Origin of the sequence: Pontibacter fetidus, assembly GCF_010119545.1 — a bacterium.
In the GTDB taxonomy this organism is placed as follows: domain Bacteria; phylum Bacteroidota; class Bacteroidia; order Cytophagales; family Hymenobacteraceae; genus Pontibacter; species Pontibacter fetidus.
Window position 1 is genome coordinate 200205 of the sequence record NZ_JAAEAA010000002.1, and the last position, 22778, is coordinate 222982.

Sequence of the window (22778 nt, forward strand, 5' to 3'; positions counted from 1 at the left end):
GTTGTTGTGCTAAAACCCCTGTACCTTGTAACTATAACCCTTACATACCCATGAAGTTAAAACATATCCTCCTTATTATAGCTATAGCCCTTGTCGGGTGGTTTCTTTACGACTCGTTTTCGCAGCCCGGTGTTGCTGACCTGGAAGGGGATTTTAAAGAAGTAGGTTTTTACCGCAACGAGAACAATACGGGCCCAGTAGTCAGGATTTATGCCGTAACTATAACTGATACCTTGTGGCAACAGATGCGCCAGTACGGTGACTATATGCCGCACACCAAGTATGGTAACACTAAAGTGTACTTCTTCCTGAAAGGTAGCCCTGCGCCTACTACTTTACAACCTGGCACTGAAAACTTTGAGGCACGATTTAAGGAATTTGTTGTAGCCCGGTATGAAAAAGACGCCATGGGGCAGGTGTCGTTTGTGCAATACCCGTTCCGTTAGTATACTTGTCGGTTTGCTTGCGGTTTGCGTAACAGAAATTTACTATTTGTAATACTTCTGATAACGCGCAAGCCATGAAGCATACCTGTAACATCCTGAAACTATACTTTTTACTGGTTTTGCCCTTTACCCTTACCCAGTTGCCTGCCCAGGCGCAGCAGTTCTATCGTCCGGAAAAAGACCTGGGCGAGTTGTTTGAGCAGGTTCAGCTGCAACGCGTTTTCCCGGACTCTAAAACCTTCCCGGATTGTGTACCGCTTTCTGACCCGAAACAGATTCAGCAGGCGTATCAGCAGCAGAAAGGTAAGCCGGACTTTAACCTGGAGCTATTTGTGCTGCAACACTTTAAACTACCTGCCTCACCCGACACAACATTTGCTACCAACTATAGCTATTCGGTTGCACAGCACATAGAGCGCCTCTGGCCTGTACTTACACGCCAACCCGGCGCAAACGGAGGCTCTTTAATTACATTGCCACACGCGTATGTGGTGCCTGGTGGCAGGTTCAGGGAGATTTATTACTGGGATAGCTTTTTTACCATGCTGGGTTTACAGGCCAGCGGCGAAACGGAGCTTATCCAGCAGATGGTCGATAATTTCACTTACCTGATAAACACGGTTGGTCATATACCAAACGGTAACCGCACCTATTACCTCAGCCGTTCGCAGCCACCTTTTTATGCGCTGATGCTCCGAATACTGGCTCAGCAAAAAGGTCGCGAGGTGTTGCTTAAATATGCGCCTGCCCTTAAAAAGGAATATGCTTTCTGGATGGAAGGAGCCTCTAATTTATCAGAAGCCAACCCCACGCACCGCCGTGTAGTTTTATTGCCCGACGGAAGTATACTGAACCGCTACTACGACGATAACCCAGCTCCGCGACCGGAATCTTACCTGGAGGATGTAGAAATGGCTAAGCATTCGGGCAGAAACCCCGAAGCAATTTACCTCGACATTAGAGCCGCTGCCGAATCGGGTTGGGACTTCAGCACACGTTGGTTTGCAGACGGCAAAAACATCAGCACCATCCAAACTACCAAACTTATACCCGTAGACCTGAACGCCCTGCTCTACCACATGGAACTAACGCTGCAGGAAATGGCTGTGCTGGAAGGCAATAAACAGGAAGCCCGCCAGTATGAAAAGCTTGCCAAAGCCCGCCGCGATGCCATGCTGACCTATAACTGGAACGATGAGCAGGACTTTTTTTACGACTATAATTTTGTAACGAAAGCTACCACCAACATCCCTACGCTGGCTGCGGTGTACCCACTATACTTTCATATGGTAAAGCGCAAACCGGCCAAAGCAGTAGCGCAAAAGATAATAGCAGAGTTTATAAAACCCGGTGGCGTAGTTACTACCCTGAACCAGAGTGGCCAGCAATGGGATGCCCCAAATGGCTGGGCCCCGCTGCAATGGATGACGATACAGGCTCTGCGCAACTATGGCTACACCGACAAAGCTGCAACTATAGCTACAAACTGGGTACAACTGAACAACGACGTATACCTGGCTACCGGCAAGTTGATGGAAAAATATAACGTAACCGACCTTGCCCTGGAAGCAGGCGGAGGCGAATACCCAAACCAGGATGGCTTTGGCTGGACAAATGGTGTGCTACTGAAGTTGCTTTTAGAAAACCCGGCCTTGCTAAAGCTAACAGAGAAAGGAGCAGTGTTACAGGAGAAGTAAGAATCGCCATTTTCATTTTAGCTGATTTCTGTAAATAAATGCTGCTCAGGCTCGTAGTAATAAGATGTACAAAATCTGAAAGCTATGAAGCAGAGAATAAATGTTATAGGAGCAGCGCTAATCACAAGCTCAATGTTACTGGCATCGTGTGGCGAAACCGGCGAAAACAGTGATATGCCACCTGAAAGCACTACTGGTAATACGCAGGAAACAGGTATAGAAGGTTCCGGCGACCAACCCGGCACAGCCGCCGATGATACCACAGAATATGTGAATGAAACCATTGGCGACGACAATGCCGCTGCCGGTGATAGTGTACAATAAACTATAAAGCAGAAATCAAAAAGGACGGGCTTATACCTGTCCTTTTTTGTTGTTATAATCTGGCACTACGTTTGCAACTATGGCGTTATAGGAAAAAACGCATACCTCATGATCAGATTAAAACACCTGGCAATTGCTTTTATACTTGGCTGCACAACTATAGCTGCACAAGCGCAGGGCGAGCAGAATAACTGGTACTTCGGGAAAAGTGCCGGCATTACGTTTAACAGCGACTCAGCAGTAGCAGTAGGTAATGGCAGGCTGGTAACAGAAGAAGGCAGCGCGAGCATATCAGATAAAAACGGAAACCTGCTTTTTTACACTAACGGCACCACTGTATGGAACCGTAACCACAAAGTAATGCCCAACGGCAATGGCCTGATGGGCGGAAACTCCTCCACTCAATCGGCGCTTATAGTTCCGAAGCCGGGCTCTGAAACCATTTACTATATTTTTACAACCGATATACAGGCACAGTCTGATGGCTTGCGCTATAGTATACTGGACATGAGCAAGGACGAAGGTAACGGCGACCTGGTGTTTAAAAATACATTTATGATCGCCCCTGCCACCGAAAAGCTGACTGCTGTAAGGCACAGCAACGGTAAGGACTGGTGGGTATTAGCACATCGCTGGAACAGCAATGCTTATATTTCCTTCTTGGTTTCGGAAGAGGGAGTTGCCACACAGCCTATACTTAGCAATGTAGGTACGGTACATGGCGGACTTAACCGTAAAGCCATTGGCTACCTGAAACCATCCCCGGATGGCACCAGGCTGGCCGCAGCCCTCTGGAACGACGACAGTAACTTTGAGCTTTTACGGTTTGACAGAAGCACAGGCAAAGTATCAGACCCTATACTTTTCAAAGGATTTTCGGAAGCATATGGCATTGCTTTTTCGCCGGATGGCAGCAAACTATATGGCACCACCAACAATAAAAAAACTGGCAAAGGACAAATCGTGCAGTTCGACCTGAGGGCCGGCAACCCGGAGGCAATTATTAAGTCCGGTACGGTGGTAGCAACCTCTGGCAGCCCAACTATAGGGGCACTGCAGCTTGGCCCCGATGGCCGGATTTATGTAGCCCGTAAAGACAATTTATACTTAGGCGTAATCTATAACCCTAATGCAAAAGGCAAAGCCGTAACCTACAAAGACAATGGCCTAAAATTGCTAGGCCGCAAAAGCGACTTAGGTTTACCAAACTTTGCACAGGATATCAGAAGGTAAAACACAGCAACTATAAAAACAAAAAGGCCAGCCCTGTAATGAGGCTGGCCTTTTTGTTTCATAACTATAGTTTATAGCAACTGCGGCTTGCCAATTTTAAACCTTAGGAAGCCCATGGCAAACGAAGCGCCCGGGTTGCTTTTAGTGAAAGGTGCTGTTACGTCGCGCATACCAATACCAAACTCATACACCGGCGAAGTAATGGCAAAACCAAAAGGGATATTCAGTTTATCACCTGCACCTGTCGAAACGCCTGAGCTCAGACGGAAAACCGGAACCGGGGAGAAATCGATGCCTAAGCCAACAAAATCATCGGCTAAATTGCCTGGCGCTTTGTTAAGCGGAGCTACATAGTCTACACCTACTTCTACGCGCTGGCCAATTTTAACCCCAGCACCAAAACGGAAACGGGTTGGCAGGTTTACTTTCATTTCGCTTACCGGGGTAAATACCAGGGCACTGTCAACTATAGTTCGGGCTACTTTACCGGCATCTTTCCAAAAATCCTCATCCGATCCATTCTCAGCCAGGTCTTCTAACTTAAAGCCTTTGTCTTGTCCTTCCAGCAGATTTTCGGTCCATTTAATGCTACCAAGGTCTGTAACCGAAGCACTTACTTTTACAATCTTAATGATCTCGGCAGATAAACCTAAGTCTACACCATGCCCACGACCCACCGGGTTCAGTAAGCCATCGGCGCTGTCGTAGTTAAATTTCGGATCATCCAGATAATCATCATAGTTGGCATCCAGCACCGGCGAAAAAGCATTGTAAGCTTTTACCTTGCCCCCTTTGGCACTAAACTCATACAAGCCCAGGCCCTGCAGATACTTATACCCTGCCCCACCGTAAATATTGATCAATGGCAGGTCAATTATTTTGCGTCCGAAGGCCAGGTTCCATTCATTTACCCACGACATTTTTACTTCAGAACCATCAAATAGATCTGATACTAAAACGGTCTCGTCGGGCGCTACTTCGTTAAACACCGAAGCATCTTTCCCTAAAAACAACAGCTCTGAAAAGTTCTTGTTAAAGCCAACATGCCCTAACATACGCTGCCTGTTGCTTACCGCAAAGCCGCCTATTTTTGGCACGCTCACTGATATGGCCAGTGTGTTTACATCGGCGCCCAGGTTAAGCACGTTATCGCTGGTAAAGGCACGAGCCAGTTTCTGGCGTTCTTCCAGGCTCAGGGTTGTTTCCGACGAAAACTTGATCGCACTTTTCAGGGTTTGTCGGGTAAAGGCCTGTGAACTATAAAACCCACCAAATTCGGCAACTGTAAACGAAACCAGTGATGTGCTGCGGCCAAGGTTAGCCGGGTTTACACCAATTGCCTGGTAATCGTGCACAAACGTGTTCTGTACGCCGCCCCGGCTCACCACCGAGTAACTGCTGCTCTCAGACTGCGCCATGGCCGTTGCCTGCCCAACCAATAGGGCTGCAGCCGCTAAAAGAACCTTTTTCATAAAAACGGTCAGATAATAATTAATTTAAAAGGAAGATGTGGTTTATGTTGTGGCTAAGTAGCAGCATCCCAACTAACTATAGTTTAGCCTGTTAAAATAGCGCACCATACAAACCGGGGCGCAAGTTCAGTTTTTTTCCTGAAAATCAGAATATAGTTCCTATAAATTATAGTTGAAGTAACATTTTACGGCAGCAGGGTTACAGCCACTATGCGGAGCCGTACAAACTGTTAACTTTGCGTAGCAAGGCGGCAGCTTTAAACTATAAACTATGGCCAAACGATTTTCTACTGACACTTATGTAAACGGCATCCTGAGCGGGGACCGTGTGTTGCTGAGCCGTGCCATAACTATAGTTGAAAGTAAACTGCCTCAGGATCAAGACCTTGCCCAGGAAATCATTGCCAACGTGCTTCCCCACTCCGGAAATGCAGTACGGATAGGAATTACGGGCGTGCCGGGCGTAGGAAAAAGCACGTTTATTGAAGCCTTTGGTAACTATATAATAAAGCAGGCTGGTAAAAAACTGGCAGTTTTAGCCATAGATCCCACCAGCCAACGCACTGGCGGCAGTATTTTAGGCGATAAAACCCGTATGGAGTCGCTGTCTGTAAACCCGAATGCTTTTATCCGTCCTTCGCCGGCAGGCAAATCGTTAGGTGGGGTAACCAAAGCCACCCGCGAAACTATAATTCTGTGCGAAGCTGCCGGTTTTGATGCGATTATAGTAGAGACGGTGGGCGTAGGCCAATCCGAAACGGCCGTGCATGCCATGGTGGACTTTTTTCTGTTGCTAATGCTGGCCGGCGCCGGCGACGAACTACAAGGCATCAAACGCGGCATTATGGAAATGGCCGATGCCATCGCCATCACCAAAGCCGACGGAACCAACGCCGACAAAGCCAAACTTGCCCGCGCCGAATACCAGAACGCCCTGCACCTCTACCCGATGAGCGCCTCCGGCTGGCTGCCTAAAGTATCAACCTGCTCCGCCTTACAACAAACCGGCTTGGACACCATCTGGCAAACTATAGTTGAGTATTTAAAACTGACCCAAAAGAACGGTTACTTCGAGAAAAAGCGCCGCGAACAGAATTTACTGTGGATGTATGAAGCGATACGTGAAGGTTTGGAAGAGAATTTTTATGCCCACCAGCAGGTAAAAGCCCAGCTTGCAACTATAGCGGAGCAGGTAAAGCATGGCCAAAAGTCCGCTTTTGCCGCTGCACATGAGTTGTTGAAGTTAGTGTAACATAATGCTTATGTTGCTTTGTCGAGTGATGGACGAGGCATCTTTTATGACCTTTTCTTTATTGTCATTTCGAACACAGTGAGAAATCTATCTCGAACTATAGTTGCTAAACTGCTATAGTTCTATAGTTGCCTTTGCTTACTTCTTGAGATAAGCCGCTGTCCTATAGTTTCTACCAATCCTGGGAGCTCTACTCACCTATAGTTTTATAGTTTCGTTGGCTCCTTCCTGGGCCGGGAGGCCCCGTCTTCGGGCATCGCGCTGCTGCCTTCTTGCTATCCTCGTTCCTCGGATTGGCTACGGCACCGCAACAAGTCAAAGGCGCTCAACCCAAAGACTGAGATCATATTCGATAGCATCTGCCTTAACTATAGTTTCTTTATTGCTCTACGTTAAAGCAGATCGGCTTTACTCATGGTTATAGTTCCGTAGGGACAGGTCGCGACCTGTCCGCTCACAGGCTGTAACTATGGAACTATAAGGTCCAACTACAGTAGTAGCCTTAAATTCCCCTCCTTGGATAAGGAGGGGTTAGGGGTGGTTGGACCAACCGAAGCTATGAAACTATAACCACAACTATAGTTTAAAACCCAATCCCCAAACCCCAAATCCTGTAAATCTGAAAAAATCCCTTTAATCACTGGTCAAGACAAAAACAGCCGGCCCATTTCTTAACCAGCTGTCTCTGCATCAATAAGTATTTTTAAATCTCTTGTTTTAACGAGATTCTTCCAGCGTAACCTTCGCCCATTTGCAAATACCACCGAGCGGCGGGTTAAACTTGTATACACTCACCTTCACGGACTGTACAAATGGGAAACGATCATACACTTTATCTATGATGCGGTGTCCGAGATGCTCTAACAGCCGTGCTGGTATTCTCATTTCTTCCAGCACCAACGCATACAGCACTTCGTAGTTTACCGTTTCGTCCAGGTCATCCGATTCGGCGGCGCGGCGCAGGTCGGTGTTAATTGTCAGGTCGATGCCGTACTTGTTGCCGATCTTCTGCTCCTCGTCGTAAAAACCATGGAAAGCAAAGAATTCCATGCCCTCCAGTGCAATCTGCCCCATACCTTCTTAGATCTCGTCGAAGAAAGAACCACCGGTTTTTACAGCTGCACCATTCGCAGCATAAGCATTGCGCGAAGGCTCGGTCAGTGGAGGCTGTATTTCAGGTTTTTCCGGCTGCACAGGCTTGATTTCTGGAACTGGTTTCTCGATGTCCGGCGCTGGCACGCGGCCCGGGTAATCTGGTTTTACAGGCTCAATTTCCGGTGATGGCACGTTTGGCACAGGTGTAACCGGGTTCGGAATTTCCGGGTGTGGCTGTGTTACATCTGGTGCTGGGTCGCCCATTGGGTTGTATTCTTTACCATTATTAGCTACTACAATCGGTGCGTTTGCTGCCGTAGATGCAGGTATTTGCTGTTGTATAGTTTCAGTTGTAATATCCATATCTTTCAAGGTTTTCAGCAGCTCTGTGTTATCAATCGTAACGTTAGCTGCTCTTGAAAGCATACTGTTTACCGAACTCTTTGGTTTAGCTTTTGTGCGCTCTACTTTTTCCAGGGCATCGTTTGCCAGGTTCTTCAGGTCACGAACAAGCGTATCCAGGTAGCCTTCCATGCGCTGGTATTCCTGCTCCAGGCCTTTCACTTCTTCCTGCATCTCAGATACCATTTTCTCGGTCTGGCGGGCTGCATCTTCCAGAGCCTGGCGGGCCTGGTTGCGGGCTTTGTTCAGCAGTTCATTAGCTTGCAGTTCGGCCTCACGGGCACGCAACTCAGCTGATTTTGTAGCCTGCTCCAGTATGTTGTTGCCGGTATCTTCAGCGGTTTTAAGCGTTTTGTATAGCGATGATTCCACTTCGCGCAGCTTCTGGGTTTCGCGGTTGGCAGCGTCCAGCTTCAGGCGCAGGTCCTTGTTTTCATCCAGCATTTTCTCCCACTGCTGCGACAGCGTCAGCAAAAACGCATTTACTTCATCCTTATCCAGTCCTCTGAAAGCCTTCTCAAACGTTTTCTGCCTGATATCTAACGGTGTAATCTTCATAATGCATCAAAATTTATATCCCAAACCGAAATGGTACGGTCATCGCTACACGAAACTAACTGATTCTTGTGAGCCGACCAAAATAATTTATTAACCGATGTGCCGTGGCTGGCATTGCGTACTTTATCGATCACTTTCAGCAACTTAAAGGTTTCGGCATCCCACAGTTTTATGCTTTTATCCATGCTGCAGGTGGCAAAATAGCGGCCATCGGGGCTGTAAGTAATGTTGTTGATCGTATACATGTGCGCGATCACGTAGCCACGCTCTTTATAGTTGTTTGTAGCTTCCCAAACCCGGAGGTGTGCATCGCGGCCGCCGGTTAAAAGTAATTCGCCATCCGGAGAGTAAACTATAGAGAACACCGAATTGGTATGGTTCTGCAGCTCAAATTTCAGATCCATAGTTACGGCATCAAAAATGCGCACCGAGTGGTCGCTGTAGCCGGCTGCCAGTTCGTTGGTTTTAGCATTGTAAGCCAGGCTGCGCACGCTCTTCTCCGATTTCCGAACGATCGTTTCCAGTTCAAAGGTATCGGCAGCAACTATAGCTATGCCGCCATTTTTCAGGCCAACATATATTTTATTAAGTTCCGCTACGTATTCAATATCAAAAATAGGCACCTTCGGCAACGGCACCGACTTAACTATAGCTTTCTGCTTCACATCAATCACGTGCAGGCCGTCGTTGTTCTGGCCCACCAGCAGCAGGTCGCGGTCTGGTATGTATTTGATGGCATAAACAGAGCTTTCGGTACGGGCAATCAGTTCGCCATTTTCCGGGTCGTTAAAATCCCAGCGCACGATCATGCCATCGCCGGCGGCGGAGTAAAAATGTGTTTCGCAACCGGATTGCTCCAAACTATAAACACAGTCGCGGTGACCGGTTAGGGTGGCCATTTTCTGAACTTGTACCTTGCTCGCCATGGATGAAATCAGCGTAAGTTAAATTTTACCTAAATTTACGATTTACCCGGCAGCCCCACAAAAAGCGCCGGCTATACTTTCACTTATGCCCCTACTCTTCTCACGGCAACTAAACGAGCATACTATACTTGGAGCCTGGTCTATTACAGAACGTGCCGAGGAGCTTTTGCTTGCCCTGCCCACCGGAATTTCTCCTGACCTGATGCTGGAGCAAGCCCACCCGCGGCGGCAGAAAGAGTGGCTGGCCAGTCGTGTGCTGGTTTACAGTTTGCTACAGCAGTTTACTTCTGATATACCTGTACTTCAGCGGAATACGCATGGCAGACCGGTGTTTGAGCAGGCTCCTTTTCATGTTTCCATCAGCCACTCGCCGGGGTTGGCAGCAGTTATAGTTTCTGATAAATATGAAGTTGGCATAGATGTTGAATTACTGAGCCCGAAGGCGTTGCGTGTGGCAAACAAGTTTTTGAGCGAAGACGAGAAGAACTATACTTGCGGAGAAGAAGGTAAAACCTGTTTGTACTGGAGCGCTAAAGAAACATTGTACAAAATGTACAGCCAACGTAAACTGATATTTAAGGAAAACCTGTTGCTGCAGCCCGATCCTGAAACTGAAAATTTGCTTTTAGGACGTGTGCAGACGGATAATTTTTCTAAATTGTATCAGGTACAGCACGAGATTATAAACGAACACGTACTTACTTATTGCATCGATACTTCTACAAACGAACTATAAACATGAAATTTTTAGCAACTCTTGCCGCTGTCTTTCTGCTTTCGGTAAGCGCATTTGCACAAGGCAGCGGTTATCAGCTTGGCGATAAGGTCGCAGACTTTACGCTGCAGGGGGTGGGTAACACCAAAGTTTCGCTGAGCGACTTTGCCAACAGCAAAACCGTAGTGCTGGTATTTACCAACAACACCTGCCCGTACGCCAAACTATACGAGAATCGTCTGGTAACTTTATCAAGCGCGTATGCCAGCAAAGGTGTGCAGTTCATTTTCGTTAACCCGGGCGTAGGCCTCGGCGAAGGTAGTGAAACCCTGGAAGATATGGCCGCCAAAAACTATAGATTCCCGTACCTGGCCGACGAAGGGCAGAAAGTGAGCTCAAGATTTGGTGCTACTAAGACCCCGGAAGTATTTGTGCTGCACAATACCGGCGATAGCTTTATCTTAAAGTACAAAGGTGCCGTAGACGATAACCCGCAGGTAGAAAGTGGTGTTAAAAGTCCTTATCTGAAAAACGTGATTGATGAAGTATTGGCCAACCGTGCCGTAACAGTAGCTGATAAACGTGCCACCGGTTGTTTGATCAGGAAGTATTAAACTATAGTTTAAAATATAAAATGAAAGCCGCTCTTATAGTTTAGGAGCGGCTTTTTTATAGTCTATAACTGGTTAGTTTTGCTTCCTTTTGGCAGGTTACGAAGTAAAATTTAAGCGGCGGTTTGCCCGGCATATTCTTCATCGGTTCTGCAATCTCTATAAAATCAACCAAACCAAATTTGCCGAATTCCTGCTTTACCGCATCTTCATCATAAAAGTACATCTGCACTCCTTCAAATATTTCGAAGCGGTTTCTGCTTAGTTGCCGGCCTGCGCCATAGTTCGGAGATTTTGTTGAAACGGCAACGAAAATCATATACCCGCCCGGTTTTAGCTGATGATAGCAATCAGCAAGTAACTTTTGTCTTTCTTTTTGGTCCAGCAGATGAATGAGGGCATAACAGAAAATACCATCGTAAATCACATCATCAAAAGGCATATCTGTTACAGAACCGTAGTAAACTTTCAGGTCTGATCCGTAATGCTGCCTGGCCAGGTCAATCGCGGTTTGGGAGATTTCGATGCCCGTTACATCCATCCCTTTCTCGCGGAACAACTGTGCATTTCTGCCATACCCAAATCCCGGAACCAGTATGTTTTTGAGCTGCTTTTCTTTAAAGAGGTCGTTCGCAACTATAGCTGACTCCGATGGCTCGAAACCCCACATTGTTTGCTTCTCAATAAAACTCGCTTCCCAGAATTCAGCCATGATCTGTTCCTGTAGTTAAGATTTTAGAAATGAATCAATTCTCCTGGCTTAGTCTCCTTAATCATTGCAATTATTTCTTCCCCATGCTCTTTTGAGCGACAAGGAATTATAATCTTATTCGGAGCATTTTTTATATCGTTTATGACAGCAAGATTTCCTGCCACCATCTTCCGAATTGTCAATGTTCCTATAATTTTGGGTCTGACTAATTTAGCCATGAAACTATAGTTTATTGAATAGCCGGATCTTCGTCCGTAATGGCGGTGAGCAGCTTAGTCACTTCCGTAGCCTTTTCCAGGTCCTTCATTTTCTCGAAAGAGAAGGCCAGGTTGCGGAGGGCACGTTTCACGATCTCGAGGTTCGAAGTCGGTTCATAGAAAATATCAACCGGGTTCAGGTTTAGCTGCAGAATATAGTTGTCGATGTCGGCTTTGGAAAGGATTAGGCCTTTGTTATAGACATTGATGTAGAACTGCACCCCGTCCATTTTGTAGGTGAGAATAAACAGGTTTGGCAGGTTTACGCCGTACACCGGGAAGCCCAGGCGCTGTGCAATAACCATATAAATAACGCAAAGCGTAAGCGGGTTGCCACGTTTGGTCTCCAGGGCCAAGTGTAGCATGGAGTTAGCCGGCGAATGAAAATTTTTGGTATTGGCAGAGAATTTCTGCTCCCGGAACAGCACATTATTCAGCGATTTCACCTGATCATAAGGGTGCATGTCGTCCTTCATGTGGGTCCAGGCATCAAAGTACAGCTGGTCCATCGACTTGGAGATGGCTGCAAAATCCACGTCAGGATACATGTAGGCGTTTACCAGCCACATGCCTTTCAGCAGGTCGGTCGCGCCTTCATCTTTCCACTCCTGCAGCCGATGCAGCGTCGCGTTGAACTGCATGTCGTGTATCAGGTCTTCTATCTTTTTCTGCAGGTCGGGGTTCAGGGTCTCTTCCCACTCCTCTTCCAGCAACGGAATAGCGCCTTCGCCTAACGATATTATCTTCTGCTCCACATGCTGCGCTACCTCATAATCCGAATCATCCAACAGCGAGATAAGCGCCTTTATTTCCTTCTTTGTCAATGTACTGCGTAATTAGAAAATCTAACTATAAACCTACGGATCTGGAAATGTAGAACACACCCCTGCCCCTCTCAAGAGGGGAATTTCTTCAAAATATTTATTCCACTCCTCGGAGGGGTTGGGGTGGGTTAACTATTTCAAATAATTCCTAAACTATAAACTCTCCAAAGTTGTCATCCCCCTACCCCCTTCCAAGGGGACTTTTCAGATAACGTAAAACTATAGTTTAGAATTACGCATTGTGAGTGTCCCCCTTTGAAGGCAGGGCCGTTAAGTTCTAGCAAATTCTCCCCTTGAGGGGAGCGCAGAGGGGTGTTTGTATTAGCGGGTGAATTTAAAACTGGCTAACAATTGGCTTTTTGGTCCTGAATAACACCCCTATAATCCCCTCAAGGAGATAGTTCTCGGCAGAACTTAACGGCCCTGCCTCCTTGGAGGGGGACTTTCTGCCATTGCTATAGTTAACATTATAGTTCTATAGTTACAGTCCATCCACGGACAGGTCGCGACCTGTCCCTACAGAACTATTGCCACGATCAATCTCGAAGCGAGCAAGTTTAAACTATAGTTACAGGTCAATAGTAGAAAGATCACAGTCTATGGGTTGAGCGCCTTTGACTTGTTGCGGTGCCGCCAGGCAATCCGAGGCACGAGGATAGCAAGAAGGCAGCAGCGCGATGCCCAAAGACGAGCCCTCGCGGGCTTGGAGCGAGCCAAGTGAACTATAAAACTATAGGTAAGTAAAGCTCCCAGGATGAACGATGATTTGAAAGTATAACTTAGTTCAAGCAAGTATAAACTTGAACTATAGGACACATAAGATCCCTCAGCATCCCTCGGAATGACGAAAGAAATAATTACGAAATATAGCATTAGACACAAGCAGGAGCTACGTACGTTGCCAAGTCTTTAAAACTCTTTACTAATTACCTAAATCCCAATATTGACCAATGTCATTTTATACTTGCTGAAGGCATCCTATACTTGCATCGTAGAAAAGTATTGACGGATAATTTTAATCGAGCATGAAGCGGGATATAGAAAACGAAGAAGATATAAAGCAGTTGGTAGATACCTTTTATGACCACGTAAACCTGGACGATATGCTGGGGCCGGTTTTCAACGATTTCGCAAAAATAGATTGGGAACACCATCTGCCACTGATGTATAACTTCTGGAGCACTGTGTTATTCGGAAGTATGGCGTATAAAGGCCAGCCTTTCCCAAAACACATGCGCCTGCCGATTTCTAAAGAGCACTTTACACGCTGGGTAGAGCTTTTTGTTAAGACAGTGGATGAATTGTTTGAAGGAGCCAGAGCAGAGGAAATAAAACAGAAAGCCTTGAGCATAGCCCAGGTTTTCCAGATGCGCTTAGGCTTGCTTGACTACCAGGCCATCTAAAAAGTTTTAAGCATTGGCTTACTAATATTGCCCGTAAGGCTGCAACTATAGTTGTGGCTTTACGGGCATTTTTTGTGCGTCTACCAATTGGTATTTACACTTGGCTAAGCAACTGGTTTATAGTATATGCTTAATCTATAATATTAATATACAGCAGGTTACTATATGTGGATAAATAAATTAAATTAAAAGTATACTCTTTTATACTTTACTAACGTATACTTCTTACTATATGTAGGGCCTTAACGACGGGGCAGGTGCAACTAATACAAAGTCGTATCTCTTTTTTATGAAGAGATGAAAAATTAGGAGTTGCACATATAAAATGCATTACATATATTTGATTTACCATTCTTAAATAAAACTGTTCAAAAACTCTAAAACGCACAATATGATATAAAGCTCTACGTTAAACTAATGTAGCTTTACGATGAATACAACTACCCAGATGAGCGACTCTGCTTTAGTCTCGCTCTACATCTCAGGTAATGAGAATGCGTTCGAACAGTTAGTAAACCGACACAAGAACAAAGTATTTACAACGATCGTTTTGATCGTTAAAGACACGTATACAGCCGAAGACCTGATGCAGGATGCTTTTATTAAAGCGATCCACACTATGAAGAGCGGCAGGTATAACGAAGAAGGCAAGTTTTCGTCCTGGATATGCCGTATTGCCCATAACCTGGCAATCGACTTTTTCAGGAAAGAGAAGCGAAGCCCGATGATCACGCTGGAAGATGGCAGCAATGTGTTTAACACGCTTGCGTTTGCCGCCGACTCTGCTGAGTCGCTGCAGATACAGGAAGACACCGTTGCCCGTCTGCGCGAGCTGATCCAGACGCTGCCTCAAACGCAGCGGGAAGTGCTTATGATGCGCCATTACGCCGACATGAGCTTCCAGGAGATAGCAGACGCTACCGGTGTGAGCATCAACACAGCCCTGGGCCGTATGCGCTATGCGCTTATCAATCTCAGGAAGAAGATGCTAAACGGTAATATTGCTTATGATAAAAACATCTACTCAGAATGAGCTTATCCAGTATGTATACAATGAGTTGGCAGACGATGCCCGGGAACAGCTGGAGGTAGCACTTATGCACGATAACGAGCTGGCCGACGACTGCTCTGATCTCCTGCTGATCCAACGATTATTAGACGGCGCCACCAGAACCCCGAGCGACCGCGCTATAAATAATATCCTGAATTACTCAAAAAGCTTAAGTTTGCAGTCTTAACCGACTGCAAACTTTTTTTATGCGCAAAAAAGAACGCTACAAGCTCCTGATCGATTATTTTACGAATAACTTTCCGGAGCCTGAAACCGAGCTGGCTTATACCAACCCCTACGAGCTTATACTGGCCGTTGTGCTGAGCGCGCAATGCACCGATAAGCGCGTAAACATGGTTACGCCTGCCCTTTTCGAAGCTTACCCCACACCTGAGGCACTGGCTGCCGCGGCACCGGAGGAGATATTTGAGTACATCAGAAGTATATCGTACCCAAACAACAAGGCTAAGCACCTGGCCGGTTTGGGCCGCATGCTGGTAGAGCAGTTTAACTCCGAAGTACCCAGCACTGTAGAAGAACTGGTAAAGCTACCGGGCGTAGGTCGCAAAACAGCCAACGTTATAGTTTCGGTTATCTGGAACCAGCCGGCCATGGCCGTTGATACGCACGTGTTCAGGGTTAGCAAACGTTTGGGGTTGGTTGATAAAAAAGCAAAAACGCCATTGGAGGTAGAGCGCGAACTGGTAAGCAATTTGCCTGAAGAACTGATTGCCAAGGCGCACCACTGGCTTATACTGCATGGCCGCTACATCTGCGTCGCTCGCCGCCCGAAATGCGAAGAATGCCCACTCACACATTTCTGCGCCTTCTTCCAGAAAAACTTCCCCAACATACCCGACGACCCGGAAAATAAGCTGGGCGGAATTTAAGAGTTGATGCTGTAAAATATAAAAGCCTGCTGTAACTATAGTTGCGGTGGGCTTTTTTGTTGGAGTATAGTTTTTAGGCTATATTGTTCTGAGTTTATTCGGCTTATCTGTCATCTTTAACATATAAGCCAAAAATAGCCCCATTCATACAGTTTAAGGGCAAGTAGTTACAAGATAAGAACAAAATATTGCGATCAACTCATTAAGTTCACACAAAATCAATCAATTAGAATGAACAAATTTTATCTAATAATTTTATCAGTATTTCTTTTATCAGGCTGCAGCCAAATTGCAAAAGAAGACTTGAATGGAAGTTATGAAGGAACTGTAACCTATGTGCTTAAATACTCTCAATTGAATCTTGGTATTCCAGACAAACAAGTTATAAGAAAATGTCATGCAAGGGTATTTACCAGTGGGGTACCTAGCATTGTATTTCTTACTTACGAAGGAAAATCTGTAAAAAAATCTAATGGAACTAACCTGAATATTACTGGAATTAAACTTTTATCAGATGGCGTAAGATTTAGTATACCACATCAAGAAATTAAGGAAGATGGAACAACATATCAGATATATGGAAACGCATCTTATGAAGATACTGAAGGGAACAAATTTGATGGATTTCTTGATGAAAGAAATCATTTAAATTACTCATATATCGGCCTAGCACGTTTAAATGTAAAAGGAATTGAACTCAACCCGACTTTTGAATTGCATTTTCAATTAAAAAAAACACCTCCTGCTAGTGCGAGCTTGTAGCTCGTACTTTACTATAACTTCATAATAGCAAATGTTAGTACGAGCTACAAGCTCGCACCAGCATTCACAAATGCTAAACATCAACTAAACCACAACGCAATCCCATGTTCCTAGGTCATTTTGCTGTTGGTCTGGCAGGTAAGGCCGCAGCTCCGAAACAATCGCTTGGCACTTTATTCCTGGCTGCGCAGTTCCTGGATCTGCTTTGGCCTACGCTGCTCTTGCTCAACCTGGAGCATGCGCAGATTGCACCGGAGCCGGGTGTGCTGGTACCGCTAAAGTTTACCAATTACCCTATCTCCCATAGTTTGCTGCTGGTGCTTGGCTGGGGTTTATTGTTCGGGGTAGTTTACTGGCTTATCAAAAAAGACACACGCTCGGCGGTTATACTTGGATTACTGGTTGTCAGCCACTGGCTTTTAGATCTTATAGTTCACATACCGGACCTGCCACTTTACCCGGGCGATGCACCAATGCTTGGCCTTGGTTTATGGACATCAACTATAGCAACTATAGTTGTAGAAGGTTTGCTGTTTATACTTGGCTTGTGGCTGTACCTGAGAGCTACCAAAGCGAAAAACAAGACAGGCAACTATAGTTTCTGGGCACTGGTGGTATTTTTGGTAGTTATCTATTTTATGAACCTGTTCGGGCCAGTGCCGCCAAGTATGGAAGCTGTAGCCTGGGGCGGGCAAATGCAGTGGCTGCTTGTTATCTGGGCATACTGGGCCGACCGCAACCGCGAAACTATAAACTATAGCGCTGCAAGTGCACAAACTATAACGCCTGCTGTATAAGCCCTATGGAAACTATACCTGACATTACTTATAAAACGCACATCAACAAACTGCCGCACCTGCCGGGCCATTACATAGAAGTGCCTCCTGAAGTGGTGCAGCAGTTGGGAGGTAGCTTTAAAGCACGCGTGCTATGTACTATAAACGGCAAGCTAACATTTCAGGGTGGTTTGGTGGCATTGGGTGGCGGAAGCGGCTACATCAGCATCAACAACAAACGGCTGAAGCAACTGGGCCTGCAAAGCGGCGAGACTGCCCACGTAATTCTGCAAAAAGATGAGACGGCGTATGGCATGGAGTTTCCGGAAGAATTAACCGAACTGCTTAACCAGGACGAAGATGGTAAATGTCGGTTTGAGATGCTGCCTCCCGGGAAACAACGCTATATTATTTATTATGTGGCCGGAGTTAAAAGCAGCCAGCTACGCATAGATCGCGCCCTGCTTCTGATCAACAACCTGAAACAACTGCCTCTGGGTAAAGAATCTTTTAGAGAAATGCTGGGGAAGTAATCATTTATAGTTTGCCTTTAACCTTTTACTAAACTATAATTATCAAGCTGTCATTTCGAACACCGTGAGAAATCTATTTAGGAAGTATAAAGGAGGCACTTAATAGATCTCTCTTTTCGTCGAGATAACAAAAAAAACACCTCTTTAGAGATTATAGTAACATAAAAACAGCAAACTACAAAACTATAGATCTGCAGCTCTCTGAAGTATAGTCTCTACGTCTTTTACCAATAGCTGCCTGTCAAACAATTTTCGGGCTATAGTTGCGCCATGCTCGCCTGCCAGTTGTAATCCTTGCCTGTCTTCCAATACCTGTTTTATAGTTTGCGCAAGTAGGGCTGGTTGCTCTGCCGGCGTATACCATCCGCAGTTATACTTCTCTACAAAAGCTTTGGTCCAGCCGGGGTTGGTAACTATAACAGGTGTGCCACACGCCAGGCTATCATAAAATTTGGCAGGAGAATTTGACGCCAGCACAGGCAGGTTATTAAACGTAACCAGCGACAGATCCGCCAGCTTAAACAGATCGAATATGCGGTCGCGGGGTTGAGGCGGTAAAAGTAAAAGATTAGGCAAACGCTGGGCAAGTGCCCGCAACTCCGGTTCGTAAAACCCGGTTCCGGTAAGTATAAATACAATGTTTTGCTGTGTGGCCAACTGTTCAATAGCCTGCATTATAGTCGGAATATCGTTGGCGCGGCCATACGTACCTGCATACAACACTACCTGCTTGCCCTGCAGTTTATACTTGCTACGCAGCATTTCCACATCAGCTTCTGTTACCGCATCAGCATAACTGATATCAGTGCCATTAAGTATAGTGCTGACTTTTTCAGGATTTATACCTCGCGCTATTACATAGTCAGTCATGTCCGGGGAGAGCGTAATAATGTGGCTGGCCTGCTTATAAAGCGAAAGCTCCATTTTATACAGCAGCTTTTGCAGCCAGCTATACTTTACGGCCCCCATTTGTATCGGGAAGCTTGGCCACAGGTCCTGCACCTCAAACACCCACGGCACATTTCGCAAACGAGCCACCTGCGCCACTACCCACGGCGCCGACAACGGCACCGAAACAGCCCACATCACATCAGGCTTTTTAAGGCGCATCAGTTTTACAAAAGCACAAACTGCAAACCCTACAAACGAAAGCAGCCGCATGGCTACCCCCATTTTGTTGGCATAATTTACTTTACATTCGTGCAGTTCCACACCCTGTGGTACCCAGCTATACTTGTGCTGCAGGCGCAGTTTACGCCAGGCGTCAGGGGCAACTATAGTGAAGCTGTGCCGTAGCGCCAGCTTTTCCATAAAAGCATATTGCCTGCACGTGGCCGGGCAATCGGGGTTAGCGTGGTGCTGATGAAGTATCGTAACGCGCATCTACAGGCGGGCAAAGCGTTTTAGCTCTTCTCCGGTTTATACTTCGACTCGTTGAAGATCTTTTTGTAATCTTTATCAGCCATCAGCTCAGGCAGCGTTACCTCCGGGTGGCGCTCCATGTACTTCTTCACAATCTGCCAGCCAACCCAAGTACCCAAACGGCCAGGTGCTTTTGCATCAATTTCTGGTGTGTTAGGGCGCTCGCCAATGTATTTCTGTACCAGAAACGGGTTCTTCTCATACAGCAAGCTCTTTTCTATAAAGTGTGCCCAGATACGGCCTTCGTTATGATGAATATCTGCCACCTGCGAGCCACTATACCCGATTATGGCAGAATCAGGGGTGCATGGCATTACAGTTTTTACAAAATAATAGGCTTTGCCAGCGCTTATCATCTCCGATAGCAGCGACCTGTCCAGGAAATCGGTTTTGTTGAATTTATTAGACAGCAATAAGATAGCTGCCGGTACCATATTAGGGCGTTCGTAGCGCTTCAGTATATATTCATAAGTATCGGGACGGTACAAGGCATCCTTGCCAATAAAAAAATCCAGCCCCAATACCATCAGGCTATCCGACACATGCAAGTCCTGGCCTAACCCCGACACAAACGTTTTTACCTCCGGCACATAAAACTCAGGGTAATAAAATTTAATAACCTTAAAGGCTGTTTCCAGTTGCTGCTGTTCCGGCTCCATGTTGTCAAACTTCTTCATGGCTTGCTGTGCCAGCGAGTCCAGCGATGGGTTTGTGGCCAGGCCCAACAGCGAGTTTACAAGTATAGAGTCGTGCGGATATTGCTTCTGCTGCAGGTATTTATCGGCGAAAAGCGGATGTTGCTTTAAAAAGTCCCTCACTTGTTTTTCCTGCTTTATCGCAAAGAAATCTTTCTCCAGCCGTTCGATCTTAACATCTACAGGTATGCGCTCTATCTCGTCAGGCAGCTCACACCCTTTTTTGCTACAACTGGCTAAAAAAAGAACTATGGCTATATATACTAATCTATATGACATTACTGTTTACTTTTGTACAAAAATAGCAGGAACTTACGTACTAAGGTAACACGAATATTACAAACCCTGATTCTAATGAAAAAACTTACACTTCTATCGCTTTTTCTTTGCTTGTCTTTCGGCGCTTTTGCCCAGATCGAGATCGGACTGATGATTTCGCCAACTATAACCGGCAACCGTTTTGTAGCCGAAGACAAGTATAACTTTAAGCAAGAGAACAGTAATCTGCGTCTGGGTGTAGGCGTGGTAGCAGACTATTTTTTTGCGCAGAACTATGCTTTTGGCACTGGCCTGATTTACCGCAGCAAAGGCAGCGAAATAAGCTATACTTATGACCCACAGGATGGTAATGGCCCAATCACATTAACGGACGATATTGCTGTTCAGTACATCGAGTTGCCGCTAACGCTTAAGCTCTTTACCAACGAAATTGCCCCGGCAACTATTTTATACTTCCAGGTGGGTGGCTCGCTAAACACGAAAATGGCAGCCAAAGTGAATGATAAAAAAGTAATTGATGGCGAAAAAACGGCCAAGCGCTTTAACCTTTTCGAAGCGGATGTGATGCTTGGCGGCGGCACCGAGTTTCAGTTCGGCGAAAGCACTAAGTTATTTGCAGGCTTAACCTACCATCGCGGCCTAAGCGACATCGATAACAAATACTACAGCGAGAGGCTCAGCGACAAAAACATATCCCTTAAAAACAGCGGCGTTTCTCTCGACTTTGGTGTGAAATTCTAAACTATAGGTATACGTATAAACTGAAAGAGCCGCCCCGAATAGTTCGGGGCGGCTCTTTGCTTATAGTTTAATCTTCTTTTTCGAGCACTTCCAGTTCCTCTGCGAAGGTAGTGCGTAATTCGATCTCTTCACCCCGGTCATCCATTACCTTAAAGTCAGTAATGCCCAGCGAAGTATCTTTTATTAAGCTCACCCACCTAAAATATTTAAAGAACCATTTTACCTGTTTCGAAACAATTCCTTTGGTATAATAATCATACACAAACGGGTGCACGTAAATGGTCAGGTTCTTTTGGTTGTGGCTTACCAGCAGGTCGTCTACAGCTGCTTCAATTTCGTCAGTAACCAGTATACTGGCTGTTATCTTACCAGTGCCGCCGCACGTAGGGCAAACCTCACCAGTTACAATATTTTGCTCCGGCCTCACACGCTGACGCGTTATCTGCATCAGGCCGAATTTAGAGATTGGCAGAACTGTTGACTTTGACCGGTCGGTTCTTAGTTCTTCTTTTACAACCTCGTATACTTTCTGGCGGTTTTCCGGCGACTTCATATCGATGAAGTCAATTACTATGATACCGCCTATATCCCGGAGACGTAACTGGCGTGCCACTTCGCGGGCTGCCATCATGTTCACGTTCAGAGCCGTGGCCTCCTGATCGGCTTCGGTATTAGATTTATTGCCACTGTTCACATCAATTACATGCAGCGCTTCGGTGTGCTCAATTACCAGGTATCCGCCGCCTGGTATAGTTACCGTTTTGCCGAAAGCAGCCTTCAGCTGTTTTTCGATGTGGTAGTGTTCAAATGTTTTGGTTTTGCCGGTATACTGCTTCAGGATCTTTAACTTATCCGGTGCAATACTGCCGATGTATGTTTTGATCTCATCATAAAGCTGAACATCGTCCACTATTATGTTGTCAAAACTTTCGTTTAGCAAATCCCTCAAAATGGAAGAAGAACGACCAAGTTCACCTATAACTTTATCGCAGGGCTTCGCTGTTTTCAGCGTTTGAAACCCCTCTTCCCAGTTAGTAAGCATGTTGCGCAGGTCTCTGTCGAGCTCTGCCACATCACGTCCTTCGGCCACTGTCCTGATGATCACTCCAAAGTTCTCCGGCTTAATCGATGTGATCAAACGTTTTAAACGGGTGCGTTCATCCTTGCTTACGATCTTTTTAGATACGCTTACCGTGTTTGAGAACGGTACAAGTACCAGGTATCGGCCCGCAAGAGAAATCTCGCAGGATAAGCGTGGACCTTTTGTAGAAATAGGTTCTTTTACAATCTGCACTAACAGCTGCTGTCCTTTTTTAAGTACATCAGCTATTTTGCCCAATTTGTCTATTTCAGGCTCAAATTTTAACTGGTTTAGTTTAGGCGACGCGTTCTTCTGAGTCTGTGCTACCTTAACAAATTTGTTAAGTGTTTTGATGTTGGCTCCCAAATCATGGTAATGCAGAAACGCATCCTTCTGGTAACCAATATCAATAAAGGCAGCATTTAGGCCTGGCATTACTTTTTTTACAGTCCCCAGAAAGATATCACCCACAATATAGTTGGTGTCTTTCTTCTCGTAGTGGTATTCTACAAGGCGTTTGTCCTGTAAGAGTGCAATGCGTTCTCCATCCTGAGTAGAATTGATGATTAGTTCATTACTCAATTTCTCTCAAAGATTAGTTGGATGTATAGACCAAAGCCC

25 protein-coding genes are annotated in these 22778 nt (G+C 45.9%); 15 read left to right on the plus strand and 10 right to left on the minus strand.

Translation table 11 applies throughout. The features are described from left to right. The first annotated feature begins 50 nt into the window (after positions 1 to 50). The 4 genes from GWO68_RS01970 (at position 51) to GWO68_RS01985 (ending at position 3700) form a co-directional block, all read left to right on the plus strand. A complete protein-coding gene (locus GWO68_RS01970) occupies positions 51 to 446 on the plus strand; it encodes a hypothetical protein (protein WP_162344722.1) in 396 nt (131 codons plus the stop codon). Positions 447 to 520: 74 nt separating this feature from the next. Beyond that, a complete protein-coding gene (treF, locus tag GWO68_RS01975) occupies positions 521 to 2143 on the plus strand; it encodes an alpha,alpha-trehalase TreF (RefSeq protein ID WP_162344723.1) in 1623 nt (540 codons plus the stop codon). Positions 2144 to 2227: 84 nt separating this feature from the next. Beyond that, on the plus strand, positions 2228 to 2467 hold the full coding sequence (locus GWO68_RS01980) for a hypothetical protein (protein ID WP_162344724.1): 240 nt from the start codon (positions 2228 to 2230) through the stop codon (positions 2465 to 2467). Positions 2468 to 2575: 108 nt separating this feature from the next. Continuing rightward, positions 2576 to 3700, plus strand: coding sequence for a YncE family protein (locus GWO68_RS01985; protein WP_162344725.1), 1125 nt, complete (start codon positions 2576 to 2578; stop codon positions 3698 to 3700). A 71-nt stretch (positions 3701 to 3771) separates the two neighbouring features. On the opposite strand, the gene GWO68_RS01990 is transcribed toward GWO68_RS01985, so the two are convergent. Beyond that, on the minus strand, positions 3772 to 5172 hold the full coding sequence (locus GWO68_RS01990) for a DUF5723 family protein (RefSeq protein ID WP_162344726.1): 1401 nt from the start codon (positions 5170 to 5172) through the stop codon (positions 3772 to 3774). Positions 5173 to 5443: 271 nt separating this feature from the next. On the opposite strand from GWO68_RS01990, the gene meaB reads away from it, so the two are divergent. Next, the gene (meaB, locus tag GWO68_RS01995; RefSeq protein ID WP_162344727.1) at positions 5444 to 6424 is read left to right on the plus strand and encodes a methylmalonyl Co-A mutase-associated GTPase MeaB; all 981 of its coding nucleotides are present in this window, start codon (positions 5444 to 5446) and stop codon (positions 6422 to 6424) included. A gap of 717 nt (positions 6425 to 7141) precedes the next feature. Here meaB and folB read toward each other — a convergent pair. From folB to GWO68_RS02010, 3 genes are read right to left on the minus strand one after another with little or no spacing between them, the layout of a single operon-like run. Then, complete coding sequence (folB, locus tag GWO68_RS02000; protein ID WP_162344728.1) at positions 7142 to 7498, minus strand: dihydroneopterin aldolase; 357 nt, start codon at positions 7496 to 7498, stop codon at positions 7142 to 7144. A 6-nt stretch (positions 7499 to 7504) separates the two neighbouring features. Beyond that, positions 7505 to 8479, minus strand: a complete 975-nt coding sequence (locus tag GWO68_RS02005) for a DivIVA domain-containing protein (RefSeq protein ID WP_162344729.1) — start codon at positions 8477 to 8479, stop codon at positions 7505 to 7507. Further along, entirely contained in the window at positions 8476 to 9405 is a 930-nt protein-coding gene (locus GWO68_RS02010; RefSeq protein ID WP_162344730.1) for a WD40 repeat domain-containing protein, read from the minus strand. Before GWO68_RS02010 ends, GWO68_RS02005 begins: the two co-directional genes overlap by 4 nt. A gap of 85 nt (positions 9406 to 9490) precedes the next feature. On the opposite strand from GWO68_RS02010, the gene GWO68_RS02015 reads away from it, so the two are divergent. Then, entirely contained in the window at positions 9491 to 10141 is a 651-nt protein-coding gene (locus GWO68_RS02015) for a 4'-phosphopantetheinyl transferase superfamily protein (RefSeq protein WP_162344731.1), read from the plus strand. Between the two features lie 2 nt (positions 10142 to 10143). After that, positions 10144 to 10734, plus strand: a complete 591-nt coding sequence (locus tag GWO68_RS02020) for a thioredoxin family protein (protein WP_162344732.1) — start codon at positions 10144 to 10146, stop codon at positions 10732 to 10734. 55 nt (positions 10735 to 10789) lie between these two features. Here GWO68_RS02020 and GWO68_RS02025 read toward each other — a convergent pair whose 3' ends face one another. From GWO68_RS02025 to GWO68_RS02035, 3 genes are read right to left on the minus strand one after another with little or no spacing between them, the layout of a single operon-like run. Next, positions 10790 to 11443 carry a class I SAM-dependent methyltransferase gene (locus tag GWO68_RS02025; protein WP_162344733.1) on the minus strand — a complete coding sequence of 218 codons (654 nt, stop codon included), beginning with the start codon at positions 11441 to 11443 and terminating at the stop codon, positions 10790 to 10792. A gap of 23 nt (positions 11444 to 11466) precedes the next feature. After that, on the minus strand, positions 11467 to 11661 hold the full coding sequence (locus GWO68_RS02030) for a hypothetical protein (RefSeq protein ID WP_162344734.1): 195 nt from the start codon (positions 11659 to 11661) through the stop codon (positions 11467 to 11469). A gap of 11 nt (positions 11662 to 11672) precedes the next feature. Beyond that, positions 11673 to 12524 (minus strand): transglutaminase-like domain-containing protein, encoded by an 852-nt coding sequence (locus GWO68_RS02035; protein WP_162344735.1) that lies wholly within the window; start codon positions 12522 to 12524, stop codon positions 11673 to 11675. A gap of 1025 nt (positions 12525 to 13549) precedes the next feature. Between GWO68_RS02035 and GWO68_RS02040 the strand changes: the two genes are divergently transcribed. From GWO68_RS02040 to GWO68_RS02070, 7 genes are all read left to right on the plus strand, one after another. Then, positions 13550 to 13927, plus strand: a complete 378-nt coding sequence (locus GWO68_RS02040; RefSeq protein ID WP_162344736.1) for a group III truncated hemoglobin — start codon at positions 13550 to 13552, stop codon at positions 13925 to 13927. 430 nt (positions 13928 to 14357) lie between these two features. Next, entirely contained in the window at positions 14358 to 14960 is a 603-nt protein-coding gene (locus GWO68_RS02045) for an RNA polymerase sigma factor (protein ID WP_162344737.1), read from the plus strand. Beyond that, positions 14935 to 15165: a hypothetical protein gene (locus GWO68_RS02050; protein WP_162344738.1), complete on the plus strand. Its 231-nt coding sequence runs from the start codon at positions 14935 to 14937 to the stop codon at positions 15163 to 15165. Before GWO68_RS02045 ends, GWO68_RS02050 begins: the two co-directional genes overlap by 26 nt. 19 nt (positions 15166 to 15184) lie before the next feature. After that, positions 15185 to 15868 (plus strand): endonuclease III, encoded by a 684-nt coding sequence (gene nth, locus GWO68_RS02055; protein WP_162344739.1) that lies wholly within the window; start codon positions 15185 to 15187, stop codon positions 15866 to 15868. A gap of 231 nt (positions 15869 to 16099) precedes the next feature. Then, positions 16100 to 16630 carry a hypothetical protein gene (locus tag GWO68_RS02060; protein ID WP_162344740.1) on the plus strand — a complete coding sequence of 177 codons (531 nt, stop codon included), beginning with the start codon at positions 16100 to 16102 and terminating at the stop codon, positions 16628 to 16630. Positions 16631 to 16734: 104 nt separating this feature from the next. Continuing rightward, a complete protein-coding gene (locus GWO68_RS02065; RefSeq protein WP_162344741.1) occupies positions 16735 to 17427 on the plus strand; it encodes a hypothetical protein in 693 nt (230 codons plus the stop codon). A gap of 5 nt (positions 17428 to 17432) precedes the next feature. Next, the gene (locus GWO68_RS02070; protein ID WP_162344742.1) at positions 17433 to 17939 is read left to right on the plus strand and encodes a YdeI/OmpD-associated family protein; all 507 of its coding nucleotides are present in this window, start codon (positions 17433 to 17435) and stop codon (positions 17937 to 17939) included. Positions 17940 to 18122: 183 nt separating this feature from the next. Here the strand turns inward: GWO68_RS02070 and GWO68_RS02075 are convergent, their stop codons facing one another. Both GWO68_RS02075 and gldB read right to left on the minus strand, forming a co-directional pair. Continuing rightward, on the minus strand, positions 18123 to 19322 hold the full coding sequence (locus GWO68_RS02075) for a glycosyltransferase family 4 protein (protein ID WP_162344743.1): 1200 nt from the start codon (positions 19320 to 19322) through the stop codon (positions 18123 to 18125). Between the two features lie 20 nt (positions 19323 to 19342). After that, the gene (gene gldB, locus GWO68_RS02080) at positions 19343 to 20335 is read right to left on the minus strand and encodes a gliding motility lipoprotein GldB (RefSeq protein ID WP_162344744.1); all 993 of its coding nucleotides are present in this window, start codon (positions 20333 to 20335) and stop codon (positions 19343 to 19345) included. A gap of 75 nt (positions 20336 to 20410) precedes the next feature. On the opposite strand from gldB, the gene GWO68_RS02085 reads away from it, so the two are divergent. Next, entirely contained in the window at positions 20411 to 21076 is a 666-nt protein-coding gene (locus tag GWO68_RS02085; protein WP_202923639.1) for a porin family protein, read from the plus strand. A gap of 67 nt (positions 21077 to 21143) precedes the next feature. On the opposite strand, the gene GWO68_RS02090 is transcribed toward GWO68_RS02085, so the two are convergent. Continuing rightward, the gene (locus GWO68_RS02090) at positions 21144 to 22739 is read right to left on the minus strand and encodes an Rne/Rng family ribonuclease (RefSeq protein WP_162344745.1); all 1596 of its coding nucleotides are present in this window, start codon (positions 22737 to 22739) and stop codon (positions 21144 to 21146) included. Between the last annotated feature and the right edge of the window lie 39 nt (positions 22740 to 22778).

Coding starts and splice junctions, on each gene's coding strand:
- GWO68_RS01970 (WP_162344722.1), top strand. CDS start 51: ATGAAGTTAAAACATATCCTCCTTATTATAGCTATAGCCCTTGTCGGG.
- treF (WP_162344723.1), top strand. CDS start 521: ATGAAGCATACCTGTAACATCCTGAAACTATACTTTTTACTGGTTTTG.
- GWO68_RS01980 (WP_162344724.1), top strand. CDS start 2,228: ATGAAGCAGAGAATAAATGTTATAGGAGCAGCGCTAATCACAAGCTCA.
- GWO68_RS01985 (WP_162344725.1), top strand. CDS start 2,576: ATGATCAGATTAAAACACCTGGCAATTGCTTTTATACTTGGCTGCACA.
- GWO68_RS01990 (WP_162344726.1), bottom strand. CDS start 5,172: ATGAAAAAGGTTCTTTTAGCGGCTGCAGCCCTATTGGTTGGGCAGGCA.
- meaB (WP_162344727.1), top strand. CDS start 5,444: ATGGCCAAACGATTTTCTACTGACACTTATGTAAACGGCATCCTGAGC.
- folB (WP_162344728.1), bottom strand. CDS start 7,498: ATGGGGCAGATTGCACTGGAGGGCATGGAATTCTTTGCTTTCCATGGT.
- GWO68_RS02005 (WP_162344729.1), bottom strand. CDS start 8,479: ATGAAGATTACACCGTTAGATATCAGGCAGAAAACGTTTGAGAAGGCT.
- GWO68_RS02010 (WP_162344730.1), bottom strand. CDS start 9,405: ATGGCGAGCAAGGTACAAGTTCAGAAAATGGCCACCCTAACCGGTCAC.
- GWO68_RS02015 (WP_162344731.1), top strand. CDS start 9,491: ATGCCCCTACTCTTCTCACGGCAACTAAACGAGCATACTATACTTGGA.
- GWO68_RS02020 (WP_162344732.1), top strand. CDS start 10,144: ATGAAATTTTTAGCAACTCTTGCCGCTGTCTTTCTGCTTTCGGTAAGC.
- GWO68_RS02025 (WP_162344733.1), bottom strand. CDS start 11,443: ATGGCTGAATTCTGGGAAGCGAGTTTTATTGAGAAGCAAACAATGTGG.
- GWO68_RS02030 (WP_162344734.1), bottom strand. CDS start 11,661: ATGGCTAAATTAGTCAGACCCAAAATTATAGGAACATTGACAATTCGG.
- GWO68_RS02040 (WP_162344736.1), top strand. CDS start 13,550: ATGAAGCGGGATATAGAAAACGAAGAAGATATAAAGCAGTTGGTAGAT.
- GWO68_RS02045 (WP_162344737.1), top strand. CDS start 14,358: ATGAATACAACTACCCAGATGAGCGACTCTGCTTTAGTCTCGCTCTAC.
- GWO68_RS02050 (WP_162344738.1), top strand. CDS start 14,935: ATGATAAAAACATCTACTCAGAATGAGCTTATCCAGTATGTATACAAT.
- nth (WP_162344739.1), top strand. CDS start 15,185: ATGCGCAAAAAAGAACGCTACAAGCTCCTGATCGATTATTTTACGAAT.
- GWO68_RS02060 (WP_162344740.1), top strand. CDS start 16,100: ATGAACAAATTTTATCTAATAATTTTATCAGTATTTCTTTTATCAGGC.
- GWO68_RS02065 (WP_162344741.1), top strand. CDS start 16,735: ATGTTCCTAGGTCATTTTGCTGTTGGTCTGGCAGGTAAGGCCGCAGCT.
- GWO68_RS02070 (WP_162344742.1), top strand. CDS start 17,433: ATGGAAACTATACCTGACATTACTTATAAAACGCACATCAACAAACTG.
- GWO68_RS02075 (WP_162344743.1), bottom strand. CDS start 19,322: ATGCGCGTTACGATACTTCATCAGCACCACGCTAACCCCGATTGCCCG.
- gldB (WP_162344744.1), bottom strand. CDS start 20,335: ATGTCATATAGATTAGTATATATAGCCATAGTTCTTTTTTTAGCCAGT.
- GWO68_RS02085 (WP_202923639.1), top strand. CDS start 20,411: ATGAAAAAACTTACACTTCTATCGCTTTTTCTTTGCTTGTCTTTCGGC.